The organism is Pseudoduganella sp. RAF19 (assembly GCF_052114165.1).
In the GTDB taxonomy this organism is placed as follows: domain Bacteria; phylum Pseudomonadota; class Gammaproteobacteria; order Burkholderiales; family Burkholderiaceae_D; genus Rugamonas.
Genome location: NZ_JBFREF010000001.1, coordinates 800,085 through 817,154, shown reverse-complemented (window position 1 = coordinate 817,154; position 17,070 = coordinate 800,085). Strand labels below are relative to the sequence as shown.

At 62.9% G+C, this 17,070-nt stretch carries 12 protein-coding genes; 8 read left to right on the top strand and 4 right to left on the bottom strand.

Translation table 11 applies throughout. The annotated features are described in order from the left end of the window. Positions 1-8: 8 nt before the first annotated feature. The gene (locus AB4Z19_RS03885; RefSeq protein WP_442034332.1) at positions 9-1,295 is read right to left on the bottom strand and encodes a urate hydroxylase PuuD; all 1,287 of its coding nucleotides are present in this window, start codon (positions 1,293-1,295) and stop codon (positions 9-11) included. A 273-nt stretch (positions 1,296-1,568) separates the two neighbouring features. On the opposite strand from AB4Z19_RS03885, the gene AB4Z19_RS03880 reads away from it, so the two are divergent. The 8 genes from AB4Z19_RS03880 (at position 1,569) to AB4Z19_RS03845 (ending at position 13,157) form a co-directional block, all read left to right on the top strand. After that, a complete protein-coding gene (locus AB4Z19_RS03880) occupies positions 1,569-2,504 on the top strand; it encodes a LysR substrate-binding domain-containing protein (protein ID WP_442027225.1) in 936 nt (311 codons plus the stop codon). Between the two features lie 132 nt (positions 2,505-2,636). Next, entirely contained in the window at positions 2,637-4,457 is a 1,821-nt protein-coding gene (locus AB4Z19_RS03875) for an allantoate amidohydrolase (RefSeq protein ID WP_442026780.1), read from the top strand. 108 nt (positions 4,458-4,565) lie between these two features. Continuing rightward, a complete protein-coding gene (locus AB4Z19_RS03870) occupies positions 4,566-5,867 on the top strand; it encodes an NCS2 family permease (RefSeq protein ID WP_442034330.1) in 1,302 nt (433 codons plus the stop codon). Positions 5,868-5,887: 20 nt separating this feature from the next. Continuing rightward, entirely contained in the window at positions 5,888-7,231 is a 1,344-nt protein-coding gene (locus tag AB4Z19_RS03865) for a nucleobase:cation symporter-2 family protein (protein WP_442026777.1), read from the top strand. A gap of 2 nt (positions 7,232-7,233) precedes the next feature. Continuing rightward, the gene (locus AB4Z19_RS03860; RefSeq protein WP_442034328.1) at positions 7,234-8,595 is read left to right on the top strand and encodes an 8-oxoguanine deaminase; all 1,362 of its coding nucleotides are present in this window, start codon (positions 7,234-7,236) and stop codon (positions 8,593-8,595) included. Positions 8,596-8,599: 4 nt separating this feature from the next. Then, positions 8,600-10,090: a xanthine dehydrogenase small subunit gene (gene xdhA, locus AB4Z19_RS03855; protein ID WP_442034326.1), complete on the top strand. Its 1,491-nt coding sequence runs from the start codon at positions 8,600-8,602 to the stop codon at positions 10,088-10,090. Further along, positions 10,087-12,432 (top strand): xanthine dehydrogenase molybdopterin binding subunit, encoded by a 2,346-nt coding sequence (gene xdhB, locus AB4Z19_RS03850; RefSeq protein WP_442034324.1) that lies wholly within the window; start codon positions 10,087-10,089, stop codon positions 12,430-12,432. Before xdhA ends, xdhB begins: the two co-directional genes overlap by 4 nt. Further along, complete coding sequence (locus tag AB4Z19_RS03845; RefSeq protein ID WP_442026162.1) at positions 12,429-13,157, top strand: aquaporin; 729 nt, start codon at positions 12,429-12,431, stop codon at positions 13,155-13,157. Before xdhB ends, AB4Z19_RS03845 begins: the two co-directional genes overlap by 4 nt. Here AB4Z19_RS03845 and AB4Z19_RS03840 read toward each other — a convergent pair. Genes AB4Z19_RS03840 through AB4Z19_RS03830 form a run of 3 tightly spaced genes read right to left on the bottom strand, consistent with a single transcriptional unit; the run spans position 13,064 to position 17,065 of the window. Further along, a complete protein-coding gene (locus AB4Z19_RS03840; protein ID WP_442026163.1) occupies positions 13,064-15,151 on the bottom strand; it encodes a flagellar biosynthesis protein FlhA in 2,088 nt (695 codons plus the stop codon). The genes AB4Z19_RS03845 and AB4Z19_RS03840 overlap by 94 nt on opposite strands. Then, positions 15,148-16,287 (bottom strand): EscU/YscU/HrcU family type III secretion system export apparatus switch protein, encoded by a 1,140-nt coding sequence (locus tag AB4Z19_RS03835; RefSeq protein WP_442026164.1) that lies wholly within the window; start codon positions 16,285-16,287, stop codon positions 15,148-15,150. Before AB4Z19_RS03835 ends, AB4Z19_RS03840 begins: the two co-directional genes overlap by 4 nt. Further along, a complete protein-coding gene (locus AB4Z19_RS03830) occupies positions 16,280-17,065 on the bottom strand; it encodes a flagellar biosynthetic protein FliR (RefSeq protein WP_442026165.1) in 786 nt (261 codons plus the stop codon). The genes AB4Z19_RS03835 and AB4Z19_RS03830 overlap by 8 nt, the downstream gene beginning before the upstream one ends. Between the last annotated feature and the right edge of the window lie 5 nt (positions 17,066-17,070).

Sequence of the window (17,070 nt, the reverse complement as noted above, 5' to 3'; positions counted from 1 at the left end):
AATTCCTCTCAGTTCGCGCTGGATTCGTACCATGCGCCGATCAGCTGACGCTCGGCGTCAGTCATATGCGTCATGTTCGCCAGCGGCATATCCTTGTTCTGCACGGCGCGCTGGTAGATCTTGGCGGCGTGCTGCTTGATCTGGTCTTCGTTATCGAGCATCACACCGCCCGGCGCGGAGGCAAATCCCGCCTGGGTCGGCGTCGCCGAGTGACAGGCCACGCAACGTTCGGACACCACGTGATGCACGGTCGCCAGACTGGCCTCGCCAGCCGGGGCGGCAGCGGAAGCAGCAGCAGCAGGCGCGGCGCCATCTGCCGCATCAGCGCTAACCGCAGCGGCAGCAACGGCGGGCGCTGCTACCGCCTTGCGAGGCGCCGGTGCAATCGCCACCGCCACGCCAATCAGCAGGGCAACTCCAGCGATCGGATAAGCCGGCGATACCTTGCCCGCATGACGCAGATTGAAGAAGTGGCGGATCAGCACACCGGCAGCCATGATGGCGGCCAGCACCAGCCAGCTGTATGCATGGCTGTAGGTCATCGCGTAGTGGTTGCTGATCATGATCAGCAGCACAGGCAAGGTGAAGTAATTGTTGTGGACCGAGCGCACCTTGGCGCGCTTGCCATAGATCGGATCAGGCGACTGGCCCTTTTCCATCGCATCCACCAGCTTGCGCTGGCCAGGAATGATCACGAACAGCACGTTACCGACCATCATGGTGCCCATCATGGCGCCGACGTGAATGTAGGCAGCCCGGCCGCTCAAGGTGTGGGTCAGCACATAAGCCGCGGCCACGATCAGCAGGAACAGCACCGAACCGAGTACCGCGGGTTTTTCCGCCAGCGGTGTTTTGCACAAGGTGTCGTACACCAGCCAGCCGCCAAGCAGCGTGCCAATGCCCACGCCCACTGCTTGCAGGGAGCTCAGGTCGGCCACATTCTTATCGATCATCATCGCCGACGCATTGAAGTAGTAGACGATGAATAGCATGGCAAAGCCGCTCAGCCAGGTGGCATAGGCCTCCCATTTGAACCAGTGCAGGTCTTCCGGCAGTTCGTCCGGCGCGACCAGGTATTTTTGCGGATTGTAGAAGCCGCCGCCGTGCACCGCCCACAGTTCGCCCATCACGCCTTTCTTGGCCAGCGGACTGCCAGGCTTGGGCGGCCGGATCGAATTGTCCAGCCAGACGAAATAAAACGATGCGCCGATCCACGCAATACCCGTGATCAGGTGCAGCCAGCGAACCAGCAGGTTCAGCCACTCCACCCCGTAGGAACCGAATAATGTCTCCATGATTTTTCCAATTAGTCTGTTCATCTGCCTCTGGCGGGCACTTCAGATGATCGAGGAGTTTCACCTCAGAAACGGTCGTTGTACTGCCGCCGCTACGACCGCGACGGCAAAGGAACGCTCCCGCCGTCAACTTGGTGAAACGATATCGGCTATGAGCGCCCCTATCTTTTCGTTGCACATATAACTCGCATAGCCGAAAACATATATACCGGGGCCTCGGTTAATGCGACCCTGTCATCTATAAAGGTAAATAACTAATATCGGGAGACCATGATGTCCAGATTGCCGGACCACTTAGATATCCACCTCATTCGCATCTTGTACTTGCTGCTGTGCGAAAAGAGCGTGTCGCGCGTGGCGCTGAAGCTGAATCAGCCGCAGCCCTCCATTTCCGGCTCCCTGCGCAAGCTGCGCGAGCTGACCGGCGATCCGCTGCTGGTACGGGGCGGACGGGGCATGGTACCCACCCAGCACGGCGAGAGTCTGATGAAGACCGCCAAGCGCGTGCTGGACGAAGCCGAAAGCCTGTTCACGCCCAAGACCGCTTTTGTGCCCCTGGAACAGGCGCGCACCTTCCACATCGCCGCGCCGGACTATATGAATACCCAGTTCTTCACCGAGGTGATCGCGCGCCTGCGCCGCGAATCGCCCAAGAGCCGGCTGGTGATTCACTCCCTGGTGCCGGACGTCGATTATGTGCGCCTGCTGTCCGATGGCGAACTGGATCTGGTGGTCGGCAACTGGGATGAGCCGCCGCAGCACCTGCACCTCTCCAAGCTGTTCGACGATCCCATCGTCTGCCTGATGCGCGCCAATTGCGCCTACGCGCGCCGCACCGCGCGCGATGGCATGACCACCGACGATTTCCTCACCCTGCCGCAAGTAGCACCGGCCCAGATCCTGCCCGGTTACCACGGCAGTATCGACTCCTTCCTGGAGGGACAGAATCTTCAGCGCAATATCGTGGTGGAATCGGCACACTTCCGCATGCTGCCCTACGTCGTAGCGCAAACGGACCTGGTGCTGACGGCAGGCCAGCAGTTCGCCAGTTTTTACGAAAATTTGCTGGGGCTGAAATCCTACAAGGTGCCGGTGGACTTTCCGCCGCTGCGCTTCTACCAGCTGTGGCACGAGCGCTCCCAGCACGGGACGGAACACAAATGGCTGCGCGCCCAGGTCAGCGCCGCCGCGCGCCTGCTGGCCAAGTAGATATCGGCCTGGCCATTAGCCGGTATCGGCGCAGCGCTATATCTCCGGCCTGCTGCGCCCCTATTATCAAATTGCCATAACACCAGATCAACCTTTTTGGAGCGGGCCGCCCGGCGGTGGCCCGATTGCACGATGACGAGCCTGAAGCAACTGAACACCTGCGACGCTGGCGCATTTGCCGATATCCTGCATGGCCTGTATGAACACTCCCCGTGGATCCCCAAGCGCGCTGCCGCGCTGCGCCCCTTCCGCAGCGTCGATGCGTTGAAACTCGGCCTGCAGCAAGTGGTAACGGAGGCTGCGCACGAAGAACAACTGGGCCTGATCCGCGCTCACCCGGAATTGGCAGGCAAGGCCGCCGTAGCGGGCGAACTGACGCCCGAATCCACCGGCGAACAAGCCAGCGCCGGCCTGAATCACTGCAGCCCCGAAGAATTCGCGGCCATCCAGGAACTGAACGCCGCCTACAACAGCAAATTCGGCTTCCCCTTCATCGTTGCGGTGAAGGGCGCCGACGGCAAAGGCCTCACCCGCCAGGCCATCATCGCCACCGTGCGCCGCCGCCTGCGCAACCAGCTGGAGGACGAACACCGCGAAGCGCTGCGCCAGATTCACCGCATCGCCGAAATGCGCCTGAACGCCCTGCTGCAGCACACGCCCGCCATGGGGCAGGCCATCATGCAGTGGGCCGAACAGATCGGCGCCCTGAGCGAAGACGAGCAAGGCCTGACCTGCACTTATATGACCCCCACCCATCGCGCCACCGCCAATCAGCTGGCGCAGTGGATGAGCGAAGCGGGCATGCATGTCCACATCGACGCGGTCGGGAATGTCGTGGGCCGCTACCTGTCGACCGATCCGCAGGCGCGCACCCTGCTCACCGGCTCGCATTACGACACGGTGCGCAATGGCGGCAAATACGACGGCCGCCAGGGCATCCTCACCGCCATCGCCGTCGTCAAACAGCTGCACCAGTACGGCGAAACGCTGCCCTTCCACTTCGAGGTGATCGCCTTCTCCGAAGAGGAAGGCGTGCGCTTCAAGAGCACCTTCCTCGGCAGCAGCGCCGTCATCGGCCAGTTCGATCCGCGCCTGCTGGAGTTGAAGGACCGCGATGGCGTCGCGCTGCGCGAAGTGATGGCCGCTGCGGGCCAGGACCCCAACAGCATCGCCGCCATCGCACGCGATTCGGCTGATCTGCTGGGCTATGTGGAACTGCATATCGAACAAGGCCCGGTATTGCTTGAGCGCGGCCTGCCGGTTGGTGTGGTGACCTCCATTGCGGGCAGCAAACGCTATCTGGTGGAGCTCAAAGGCGTCGCCAGCCACGCCGGCACCACGCCGATGGCCATGCGCAAGGACGCCGCTGTCGCTGCCGCAGAGATCACCCTCTATGTGGAACAGCGCTGCGCCCAGGACCAGGATTCCGCCCTGGTCGGCACCGTCGGCCAGCTGCAAGTGCCGAACGGCTCCACCAATGTGATCCCCGGCGCCTGCACGCTATCGCTGGATATCCGCGCCGCCAATGACGCCGCGCGTGACGCCGCGGTGGCCGATATCCTGGCCCAGATCGAGAAAGTGTGTCAATCACGCCACATCAGCGTCACGGTCGAGCAAACCGTTTCGGCCAATTGCGCACCTTGCGCACCGTGGCTGATGCAGCAGCTGGCTGCCGCCACCGAACGTGCGGGCGTACCGGTCTTCCAACTCGCCTCCGGCGCCGGGCACGACGCCATGCTGATGTCGCGCGTGACCGACGTCGCCATGCTGTTCTCGCGCTGCGGCAACGGCGGCATCAGCCACAACCCGCTGGAGATCATGACGGACGACGACGCCGACGTGGCGGCGCGCATCCTGCTCGATTTCCTGCGCCACTTCAAGCCGGGTCCCCGGCGTGCACGCGGGGACTATACGGAAAAGCCGATAAACGATATGTCCCAGCAAGCAAGCTGAGAGGGAGGCCATCGACGATATTGATAACAAGGTATCAGCAGCGCGCCATATTTGTCTGCCCAAAGAGGCGGAATTTCGGGCGATAAAAACTAAACGGAGACAACCTAAATGAACTTCCTGGAACAATACTTCAAGCTCGGCGCGCACGGGACAAACGTGCGTACCGAGGTGCTGGCCGGCATTACCACCTTCCTGACGATGGCCTACATCATCTTCGTCAACCCCTCCATCCTCGGTGATGCCGGCATGCCCAAAGACGCCGTCTTTGTGGCGACCTGCGTGGCAGCCGCCGTTGGCACCCTCATCATGGGCTTGTACGCCAATTATCCGATTGGTCTGGCGCCCGGCATGGGCTTGAACGCATACTTCGCTTACGGCGTGGTGCACGGCATGGGCTATCCATGGGAAGCGGCACTGGGCGCCGTGTTCATTTCCGGTTGCTGCTTCATGATCGTCAGCCTGCTGCGCATCCGCGAAAAAATCATGAATGCGATCCCGCCATCGCTGCGCATCGCCATCCCGGCAGGCGTGGGCTTGTTCCTGGCGCTGATCTCGCTGAAGAATGCGGGCATTGTGGTGTCCAGCCCGGCCACCTTCGTCACCATGGGCGATCTGCATAAACCAGCCCCGGTGCTGGCGATCATCGGCTTCCTCATCATCGTGGCCCTGGACCGCCTGCGCGTCACCGGCGCCCTGCTGATCGGCATCATGGCCGTGACGGTGCTGAGCTTCTTCTTTGGCGGTAACCAGTTCCACGGCATTGTTTCGCCGCCACCTTCCATTGAAGCGACCGCGCTGAAACTGGACATCGTCGGCGCCGCCGCCCACGGCCTGTTCAACGTGGTGATGGTGTTCTTCCTGGTCGAACTGTTTGACGCCACCGGCACCCTGATGGGCGTCGCCCAGCGCGCCGGCCTGATGAAAGACGGCAAAGTGCCTCCTTCGATGAACAAAGCCCTGCTGGCCGATTCCGGCGCCATCATGGCCGGCGCCGTGATGGGTACCTCCAGCACCACCGCCTACATCGAAAGCGCCGCCGGCGTGCAGGCAGGCGGCCGTACCGGCCTGACCGCCGTCACCGTGGCCGCCATGTTCCTGCTGGCCCTGTTCTTCGCGCCGCTGGCCGGCGTGGTGCCGAGCTACGCCACCGCTCCCGCCCTGTTCTTCGTGGCCTGCCTGATGCTGCGCGAACTGGCTGAAGTCAACTGGTCCGAAACCACCGAAAGCATTCCCGCCGTGGTAACTGCGCTGGTCATGCCCTTCACCTACTCCATCGCCAATGGTCTGGCGCTGGGCTTCATCAGCTATGCCGGCCTGAAACTCCTGACCGGCAAATACCGCGAAGTCAGCGTCACCCTGTGGGGCGTCGCCGGCATATTCCTGTTCAAAACCATCTACATCGCAGGCTGACCAAATCTCACGGAGGCAGCATGAACAATCTGCTTTACCAGGTGGAGGACCGTCCACCGCTGATCACCAGCGGCATCCTCGCCTTGCAGCATCTGTTGGCAGCTTTGGGAGGCATCATTGCGGTGCCCCTCGTGATCGGCGCAGTATTGAAACTGCCGGCGGACCAGATGGTCGCGCTGGTGAACGCGGCGCTGCTGGGTTCCGGCATCGTCACCATCATCCAGTGCAAAGGCATCGGCCCGATCGGCATCCGCCTGCCCTGCGTAATGGGCACCAGCTTCGCCTTCGTGGGCGCGGCCATCAGCGTGGGACTGGAACACGGCGTCCCCGGCATCATGGGCTCCGCGCTGGCAGGTTCGGCCGTGATGATCGTCGGCAGCTGCTTCATGCCGCAAATCCGCAAGCTGTTCCCGGAAGCGGTGACGGCGGTGGTGGTGACCATGATCGGCCTGACGCTGGTGCCGGTTGCCATCGACTGGGCAGCAGGTGGCCGTAATGCGGGTCCGCTGTACGGCGATCCGACCAGCCTGGGCATTGCCTTGTTCGTGCTGGTGGGCGTGATCCTGCTGGTCCAATTCGGCAAAGGCATGATTTCCGCCGCTGCCATCGTGATCAGCATGTTCGTCGGCTATCTGGTTTGCATCGGTCTGGGCCTGGTGGACTTTACGCCGGTGACCAGGGCGGAGGTGTTCGCCCTGCCCCAGCCACTGCACTTCGGCATGACCTTCCCCGCGTCCGGCATCGTCGCCATGGCGCTGGCGTTTGTCGTGACCATGGTTGAGACGACAGGCACCTTCATGGCGCTCGGGAATGCCACGCAGACCAAGATTCGTGGCAAGACCCTGTGCCGCGGCATGCTGTGCGATGGCGTGGGTTCGGCGTTTGCGGCCCTGCTGTCCAGCCCTCCGGTATCGACCTTCGCCCAGAACGTCGGCGTAATCACGCTGACCGGCGTAGCGAGCCGTCACGTGGTGGCCTTCACCGGCGTGCTGCTGGCCCTGGCCGGACTGGTGCCGGTACTCGGCGCGCTGGTGGTGACGATTCCGCAGCCGGTGCTGGGCGGTGCTGGCCTGATGATGTTCGCCATGATCATCGCCGCGGGCGTGCAGATGCTGGCCAAGGTGGAACACGACAAGCGCACCAGCCTGATCGTCGCCGTTTCCATTGGCTGCGGTCTGGCCGTGACGGTGCGTCCGGAACTGCTGTCCAAACTGCCCGCCTTCGTGCATGAAGTCTTTGGCTCCGGCATCAGCACCAGCGCCATCGTGGCCGTACTCCTCAACCTCGTGCTGCCGGACCGTCCGCAGGTTGAGATCGACGAAGTAGAAGAAGAATTGCTGCAACCAATGCTTGTCAGGGACTAGTAATGACTAAAACGCTTTTGATCAGGAACGCACGCGTGCTGGTAACGATGGATGACCAGCGCCGCGAGATCGTCGATGGCGCGGTTTTCGTGCGTGGCAATGTGATCGAACAGGTCGGGCCGACGTCCGATCTGCCGCGCGAAGCCGATGAGGTGATCGACGCATCCGGCCAGGTGGTGCTGCCTGGCCTGGTGAACACCCATCACCACATGTATCAAAGCCTGACGCGCGTGATTCCCGCCGCGCAGGACGGTGAGCTGTTCAACTGGCTCACCAATCTGTATCCGCTCTGGGCCAACCTCACCAGCGAGATGGTGCACGTGTCCACGCTGACGGCGATGGCGGAGCTGATCCTGTCCGGCTGTACCACCAGCAGCGATCACCTGTACATCTATCCCAACGATTGCCGCCTGGACGACAGCATCGAGGCGGCCCAGCAGATCGGCATGCGCTTCCACGCGGCGCGCGGCGCGATGAGCGTGGGCCAGTCCAAGGGCGGCCTGCCGCCGGACAGCGTGGTGGAAGAGGAAGCGGACATCCTGAAAGATACCCAGCGCCTGATCGAGACTTACCACGACGACCAGCGCCATTCCATGTTGCGCATGGTAGTGGCGCCCTGCTCGCCCTTCTCCGTGTCGCGTCAGCTGATGAAGGAATCCGCGAACATGGCGCGCAGCTATGGCGTTTCGCTGCACACCCATCTGGCTGAAAACGTGAACGACATCGCCTACAGCCGCGAAAAATTCAATATGACGCCCGCCCAGTACGCTGAAGACTGCGGCTGGGTAGGCCACGATGTATGGCACGCCCACTGCGTGCAGCTGGACGACGCCGGCATCAATATGTTTGCCCGCACCGGCACCGGCGTCGCGCACTGCCCTTGCTCGAATATGCGACTGGCTTCCGGCATCGCTCCGATCCGCAAGATGGTTGACGCGGGCGTCCCCGTCGGCCTGGGCGTGGATGGCAGCGCCTCCAACGACGGTGCGCACATGCTGGGCGAAGCGCGCCAGGCCATGCTGCTGCAGCGCGTCGGCTTCGGCCCGGATGCCATGACCGCGCGCCAGGCGCTGGAACTGGCCACCCTGGGCGGCGCCAAAGTGCTCAACCGCGACGACATCGGCGCACTGAAGCCGGGCATGTCGGCCGACATCATCAGCTTCAAACTGGATCAAATCGGATTGGCGGGCGCACTGCACGACCCGGTCGCCGCGCTGGTGTTCTGCACGCCGTCCAATGTATCGAACAGCATTATCAATGGCAAAGTCGTCGTCCGCGACGGCTTGCTGCAAACGGTGGACCTGCCGCTGGTGATCGAACATCACAACGCGCTGGCCCACGAACTGGCATTAGCAAGGAACTGATGAAATGAGCACCAATAAAATACGATTCTTCTACCAGGGCCGCGTGCGTGAAGTCGATTCCGCGTCCCCCACCCGCACCGTGCTGCAGCATCTGCGTGAAGACCTGCACTGCACGGGCACCAAGGAAGGCTGCGCCGAAGGTGACTGCGGCGCCTGCACCGTGGTGATTGCCTCGCTGGTGGACGGCGAACTGGAAATGCGCAATGTGAATTCCTGCATCCAGTTCCTGCCCACGCTGGACGGCAAGGCCGTATTCTCGGTGGAAGATCTGAAACAGCCGGATGGCGGCCTGCATCCCGTGCAGGAAGCACTGGTGGAGTGCCATGGTTCCCAATGCGGTTTCTGTACACCGGGCTTCGCGATGTCGCTGTGGAGCTTATACCTGAAGCAGGAAGGCCAAACCCAGCCGCCCTGCCGCAAGACGATTGACGAGACGCTGTCCGGAAACCTGTGCCGCTGCACCGGCTACCGTCCGATTATCGATGCCGCCGTCCGCATGGGCGAGCTGCCCGCCGTCAGCTTCGACCGCGCCACCCTGAAGGCCACCCTGCAAGGCCTGCAACGAGACATCATGTTCAGCTACACGCACGACGGCCAGACTTTCCACGCGCCGCGCACACTCGAAGAAATGGCCGCCCTGCGCGCCGCCAAACCCACCGCCACCATCCTGGCCGGCTCCACCGACGTTGGCCTGTGGGTGACCAAGCAGATGCGCAATCTGGGCGACGTGATCTACACGCGCCAGGTGAAGGAACTGCACCGCATCACGACCGTCGACGGCAAGCTGGAAATCGGCGCCGCCGTCTCGCTGGACGACGCCTACCGCGCCGTCAATGAACTGTACGACAACGACTCGCTGCACGAATTGTGGCAGCGCTTTGCCTCCCAGCCGATCCGCAGCACCGGCACCCTGGGCGGCAGTGTGGCCAACGGCTCGCCGATCGGCGACTCGGCGCCGTGGATGATCGTGCTCGGCGCAGAAATCGTGCTGCGCTCGGATAAGGGGCAGCGCGTCCTGCTGCTGCAGGACTTCTATCTCGACTACATGAAGAAGGACTGGTTGCCGGGCGAATTCGTGGAAGCAGTGCGCATCCCGCTGCCGAAAGCAGGCCAGCAGTTTCGCACCTACAAACTCGCCAAGCGCTACGATCAGGACATCTCCGCCGTCTGCGCCGCCTTTGCCATCGATCTCGATAACGGCATCGTGCGCAACGCACATATCGCTTATGGAGGCATGGCCGCTACCTCTCGCCGCGCACCGCTGGCGGAAGCTGCTCTCAACGGCCAGCCATGGAATGAGACCACGCTGCGGGCCGGCATGGAAGCGCTGGCGAAAGACTACACGCCACTGAGCGATATGCGCGCTTCAGCCAATTACCGCATGCGCACCGCGCAGAACCTGCTGCGCCGCTTCTGGATGGAGTCCCGTCCTGAAGACGCGGTATCGAGCAACTACGTCAACGCTTACGCATACAAGGAAGGAGCCGCTGCATGAACAGCAAGTCCGAACAGTTCATGACCGTCGGCGCCGCCAAAGGCTGGGCCGAGGTTGGGCAAAGCCACCCGCACGAATCGGCCATCCTGCATGTGCTGGGCGAAGCGGTCTACACCGACGACATCCCGGAAGCGCAAGGCACGCTGCACGCCGCGCTGGGCCTGTCGCCGAAAGCGCACGCGCGCATCCTGTCCATCAACCTCGATCCGGTGAAAGCCATGCCAGGCGTGGTGGCGGTGTACACCTACAAAGACATCCCCGGTACCAACGACTGCGGCCCGATCATCCACGACGACCCTATCCTCGCAGAGGAAAAAGTGGAATACGTCGGCCAGCCAATCTTCGTTGTGGTGGCCGACACCCACGACCACGCGCGCCACGCGGCACGCAAGGCCGACATCCAGTACGAAGACCTGCCTGCCATCCTCACGCCGCAGGCAGCGCGCGATGCCGAATCCTTCGTCGTTCCACCGATGCGCCTGACGCGCGGCGATGCGCAAGCGGCTTTCGAACGTTCGCCCAATATCCTGAAGGGCACGCTGAACGTGGGCGGCCAGGAACAGTTCTACCTGGAAGGCCAGATTTCGTACGCCGTGCCGAAGGAAGGCAACGGCATGCACGTCTACTGTTCCACCCAGCATCCGACCGAAATGCAGCACGTGGTGTCGCACGCCCTGCACTACCCGTCGCACGCAGTGATGGTGGAATGCCGCCGCATGGGCGGTGGTTTCGGCGGCAAGGAATCGCAATCGGCACTGTGGGCGGCCTGCGCCGCGGTTAGCGCCGCGCACCTGAAGCGCCCCGTCAAACTGCGCGCCGACCGCGACGACGACATGATGGTGACCGGCAAGCGCCACTGCTTCTTTTACGAATATGAGATCGGCTACGACGATGAAGGCCTGATCACTGCCGCCAAGGTACAGATGGTGAGCCGTGCCGGCTTCTCCGCCGACCTGTCCGCGCCGGTCGCGACGCGCGCCATCTGCCACTTCGACAACACCTACTACCTGAGCGACTGCGACATCCGCGCCATGGCGGGCAAGACCAACACCCAGTCGAATACGGCCTTCCGTGGCTTTGGCGGCCCGCAAGGCGCCATCGCGATCGAATACATCGTTGACGAAATCGCGCGCAATCTGGGCAAGGACGCGCTGGATGTTCGCAAGAAGAACTTCTATGGCCGCAACGATGAGGAAGGTCGCAACGTCACGCAATATGGCCAGAAAGTGGTCGACAATGTCATCCACGATCTGGTGGGCCAACTGGAAAGCGAATCGGCCTACCGCGCTCGCCGCGAAGCCATCCGCGCCTTCAACGCCACCAGTCCTGTTCTGAAGAAAGGCATGGCGCTGACGCCAGTGAAGTTCGGCATCGCCTTCAACGTGACCCACTTCAACCAGGCCGGCGCGCTGGTCCACATCTACACCGACGGCTCCGTGCTGGTGAACCATGGCGGCACCGAAATGGGCCAGGGCATCAACACCAAGGTGTGCCAGGTTGTGGCGCATGAACTGGGTATTCCGCTGTCGCGCGTCCGCGCCAGCGCCACCGACACCAGCAAGGTCGCCAATACTTCGGCAACCGCCGCATCGACCGGCGCAGACTTGAACGGCAAGGCCGCCCAGGATGCCGCCGGTACGCTGCGCAAGCGCCTGGTGGAGTTCACCGCAAAAACCTACCACTGCGCGCCGGAAGACGTAGTGCTGGCGGACGGCACCGTGTTCGCGGGCGAACTGGCCATCCCCTTCGCGGATCTGGTGCAAAAGGCCTATCTGGCGCGCGTCCAGCTGTGGTCCGACGGCTTCTACGCCACGCCGGGCCTGAGCTGGGACCGGGAAACCATGAGCGGCAACCCTTTCGGCTATTTCGCTTACGGCGCCGCGGTGGCGGAAGTGATTATCGATACGCTGACTGGCGAATGGAAGCTGCTGAAAGCGGATGCCCTGTACGATGCAGGCAATTCGCTGAACCCGGCCATCGACGTCGGCCAGGTGGAAGGCGCCTTCATTCAAGGCATGGGCTGGCTCACAACGGAAGAACTGTGGTGGAACCCGAACGGCAAGCTGATGACGCATGCGCCGTCGACGTACAAGATTCCCGGCGTGTCCGACTGTCCGGACAACTTCAACGTGCGCCTGTTCAAGAACCGCAATGCCTTCGACAGCATCCACCGCTCCAAAGCGGTGGGCGAACCGCCGCTGCTGCTGCCGTTCTCGGTATTCCTGGCGATTCGCGATGCGATTGCATCGGTCGGCGACTACCGCTTCAACCCGCCGTTGCGGGCGCCGGCCACCGGCGAGGCCATCCTCGATGCAGTGGACGCGGTCCGCGCCATGGCATGACGCTGTCGCGGCATCTCGCCGCCGAGGCATTGGGCACGGCGCTGCTGCTGGCCATGGTGGTGGGTTCCGCCATCATGGGCCAGCGGCTGGCAGGCGGCAATGCGGCCCTCGCGCTGCTGGCCAACGCGCTTGCCAGCAGCACTGGTTTGCTGGCCCTGCTCCTTGCGTTTGGCGCGGCGCACCTCAACCCCGCTCTCTCTGTGTCGGAGGCCTGGCGCGGCCACATGGCGTGGCGCGAGGCGCTGGCCCGTATCGTTGCGCAGGCCGGCGGCGCATTCGCCGGCGTGGCCGCGGCACATCTCATGTTCGGCGAACCGGTGCTGGCAGCAGCGACCGTCGCCCGGACTGGCGCAGCGCTATGGTGGAGTGAATTCGTGGCCACGTTCGGTCTGATCGGCGTGGTCATCGGCTGCGCGCGCAACCGCCCTGCCCTGACGCCGTTTGCGGTCGCTGCCTACATTGCGTCCGCCTACTGGTTCACCGCTTCCTCGTCATTTGCCAATCCGGCGCTGACGCTGGCGCGCGCAGCAACGGATACGGTCGCGGGCATCCGTCTGGAAGATGTTTTCGGTTACATCGCGGCCCAGCTGTTTGGCGCCATCGCCGCGACGGTGGTTTTCGGCTGGCTGGTTCAGCCGACCGTGCCGATGATCGAAACTTCGCGGTTTTCCGGCACTTCGTTATACGACAGCACGTGCAAGCCAGGTGCAAAGAGGCGTGCGTAGCGCGCCAGCAGCGGCCGGATCTGTGGCAGGACCAGCAACAGCGGCGGCGTCGCCTGCTGCTTCATCTGCTCGCGCGCGACCGGCATATTGACCTGCAGCTGCGCCAGCAGGTGCGGATCGATCGGATAATTATCCAGCACCACCTTGCCCGACTGGCGCGCCTGATTCAGTGAGCCGAGCAGCATGTTTTCCAGTTCGCCGCCCAGGTTGAAGGCCAGCAGTTCGGTCTTCTGCCCGAACAGGCCGGACACAATCTGGCGCCGCAGCGCGCAGCGCACCTCGGCCGCCAGCAGGATCGGGTCCTTGGTCGTCTCGGACGAATCCAGCAACGTAGTGGCGATTGGCACGATGTCCTTCAGCGACACATTCTCTGCCAGCAGCACGCGGAACACGCGCAACAGCTGGGTATGCGTCATCGCCTTGCCCAGCGAATCCGCCAGCTTGGGCGCCATCGCGCCCAGGCGCTCCAGGATGGCCGGCACGTCTTCGTGGCGGAACAGCTCCGGCAGATATTCACGCACCAGCTTGGACACGTGGGTCGCAATCGCACTCGGCGGCTCGATGACCTGGTAGCCCATGCCCAGCGCGTGCGCCTTGTCCTTCGGCTCGATCCAGGTCACCGGCATGCCATAGGCCGGCTCCACGCCCGGAATACCATCGATATCGCCATACACATTCGGCGACGGAATCGCCATCAGGCGCTCGGCAAACACTTCGGCCTGCGCCACCACCGAGCCGCTCAGCACCACGGAATACTGCGACGGCTTCAGGCCCAGATCATCGCGCACATAAATATTCGGCACCAGCATGCCCATGCCTTCCGACAGGCTTTGGCGTACGCCGCGCAAGCGCTTGGTCAGCACTTCGCCATGTGCCTTGTCGATCATGCCCACCAGCTTGTAGCCCAGCAGGACTTGCAGCGGCTGTACGGCTGGCAGGCTATGCCATTCCAGCTCTGGGGCTTTCTCTTCGCGCAGGGCCGCTTCGATGGCGGCGATATTGTCCGGGGGCGCTGCCACGGCCCGTTGATTGAGCTGATAGGCCACATAAGCCAGCACGCCGGCAAAGGTCAGGAACATCAGCCATGGCATGCCTGGCACCAGGCCAAGGATCACCATCACGGCCGATGCGCTGAACAGCACATTCGGATTGGCCAGCAGCTGGCCGCCCACCTGCTTCTCGAAGTCGCCCGAGTCGGATACGCGGGTGACGATGATCGCCGCGGCAGCCGACAGCAGCAGCGCCGGGATCTGGGCCACCAGGCCGTCACCGATGGTCAGCAGCGCGTACTGGCGGAAGGCGTCGCCAAAGCTCATGTCCTGCATCAGCGAGCCGATGGCCACACCGCCGACGATATTGATGATCAGGATCAGGATGGACGCAATCGCGTCGCCGCGCACGAACTTGGCGGCACCGTCCATGGCGCCGTAGAAGTCCGCTTCCGTCGCCACTTCCTTGCGGCGCAGCTGGGCCTTTTCCTGGTTGATCAGACCCGCATTCAGATCGGCGTCGATCGCCATCTGCTTGCCGGGCAAGGCGTCCAGGGTGAAGCGCGCGGACACTTCCGAAATACGTTCGGCACCCTTGGTCACCACGGCGAAGTTAATGATCATCAGGATCACGAACACCACCAGGCCGACCACATAGTTACCGCCGATGACCACCTGGCCGAAAGCTTCGATCACGCGGCCCGCGGCAGCCGTGCCTTCATGCCCGTGCAGCAGCACCACGCGGGTCGACGCCACGTTCAGCGTCAGGCGCATCATCGTGGTCGCCAGGATCACCGTCGGGAACACCGAGAAGTCCAGCGGCCGCTTGGTATTCACGCTGACCAGGATGATGATCAGGGCCAGGACGATATTGAAGGTGAACAGAACGTCCAGCAGGATCGGCGGCAATGGCAGGATGATCATCGCCAGGATCGTCAGCAGGAATGCCGGCGTGGCGAATTTGTGTCGACGCATTTCAGCGATCAACCTGGTCAAAAAATTCATGGCGTTGTAGCCTCACTCATACTGGTTGGAACTGGAACCTGGTCCGGGAACGCGGGCTCGCCATTGCGGCGGCCTGCGCGGAATGCTTTCAATTGCAGCACGTAGTTCAGGACCATGGAGACGGCCTGATACAGCTGCACGGGAATCTGCTGGTTGACCTGGCTGGTATTGTAAATCGCGCGCGCCAGCGGCGGTAAAGTCATCACTTCGACCTTGGATTCGGCCGCAATCTGGCGAATGTACAGGGCCATTTCATCGACGCCCTTGGCTATCACGAAAGGTGCTTCGGCGCGCGACTCGTCGTATTTCAGGGCCACGGCATAGTGCTCCGGGTTGACGATCACCACGTCCGCGGTCGGCACCGATTTGCGCGCGCTGCGCTGGGCCAGGGCACGCTGCAACTGGCGGATGCGCTGGCGCACTTCCGGCCGGCCTTCATTGCTCTTGTGTTCTTCCTTCAGCTCCTGCTTGCTCATGCGCTGCTGCTTGGCAAAGAAGAAGGCCTGGGCCGGGACGTCGATGATGGCGAAGATGACGAACACCGCCACCATCGCCATCAGGCCGTCCATCATCTGATTGGCGCCCAGCGAAATCGCCTCGCCCAGTGGCATGCCTTGCAGGCGCGTGTACTGTTCGACCGAGCTGCGGCCGACATGCACCAGCACCCAGGCCAGCACCGCAGCCTTGCCGACCGAGATCGCCAGTTCGAAGCCATGCTTGCCGCTGAACAGGCGGCCGATGTTGCTCATCGGGTTGAGACGGTCGAATTTCGGCTCCAGGTTCTTGGCGCTGGCCACCCAGCCGCCCGGCACCATCGCGCCCAGCACGATGAACAGCGGCACGGTGAACAGAGGCACCACCATTTTCAGCAGCAGCATGGCCGCGCTCAGGAAGACGGTGGACACCACATTCTCCAGCGCGCCCTCGCTCTCCAGCGGCGCAAAGCTCTGGTGGAAGATTTCGCGGAACTCCATCAGGTAAGTGGGCAGCAGCCAGGCGAACAGCTTCAGGCTGACCAGGACGCCGATCGCCGTCGCCAGGTCGCGCGAACGCACCACCTGGCCTTCCTGGCGGGACTTCTTCAGCTTCTGTTGTGAAGCCTTTTCTGACTTATCGCCGCCGGTATCGTCAGCCATGGCCTGTCGCCCGCATCTGTTGCTGGATCATGTCGAGCACCATGTTCGACATGCGGATGTAATGGCCGGGAATGAAGCGCACCACCTGGCCCAGCATCAGCAGGCCGAAGATGGTGATCATGGAAAAACCCAGCGAGAAAAGGTTCAGCGTAGGCGCCACGCGGTTCAGGAAGCCAAAGCCCAGCTGCACCACCATGGTCGAAAACACGATGGGAATCGCCAGCAGCATGGCCGCCGAGAAGATCCACGCCACGTTCCAGGCCACGGTTTGCAGCAGCAGCGCGTTGTAGCCACCGCCCAGCGGCCAGGCCTTGAAGCTGGCGCCCAGCACGCCCGTGATGACCAGATGGCCATCGATGCCGAAGAAGATGATGATGGCCAGCATGGTCAGCATGGCCGACACCACGTCGGACGAAGTGCCGTTCAGCGGGTCGTTCATTACCGCCAGCGAGAAGCCCATCTGGCTCGACACCACATAACCCAGCACGCCAATCACCGCCATCGCAAAGTGAAAGGCCAGTCCCAGCACACCGCCGATCACGGCCTGCTCGATGGTGACTGCCACGCCATTCATGGAAATGGGATCGATGCCCGCATTCTGCGCGCCCACCACCGGCGCCATCATGACCGCCAGCACCAGCGACACCAGCACGCGCACCGTCACCGGCACCATCGCTTCGCCCAGCACCGGCGCGGCCGACAGCAGCGCCATGGCGCGCACGAAGGGCCACCACAAGGCGCTCAGGAGGGGGACGAAATTGGCCAGAACCTGTTCCATGGCGG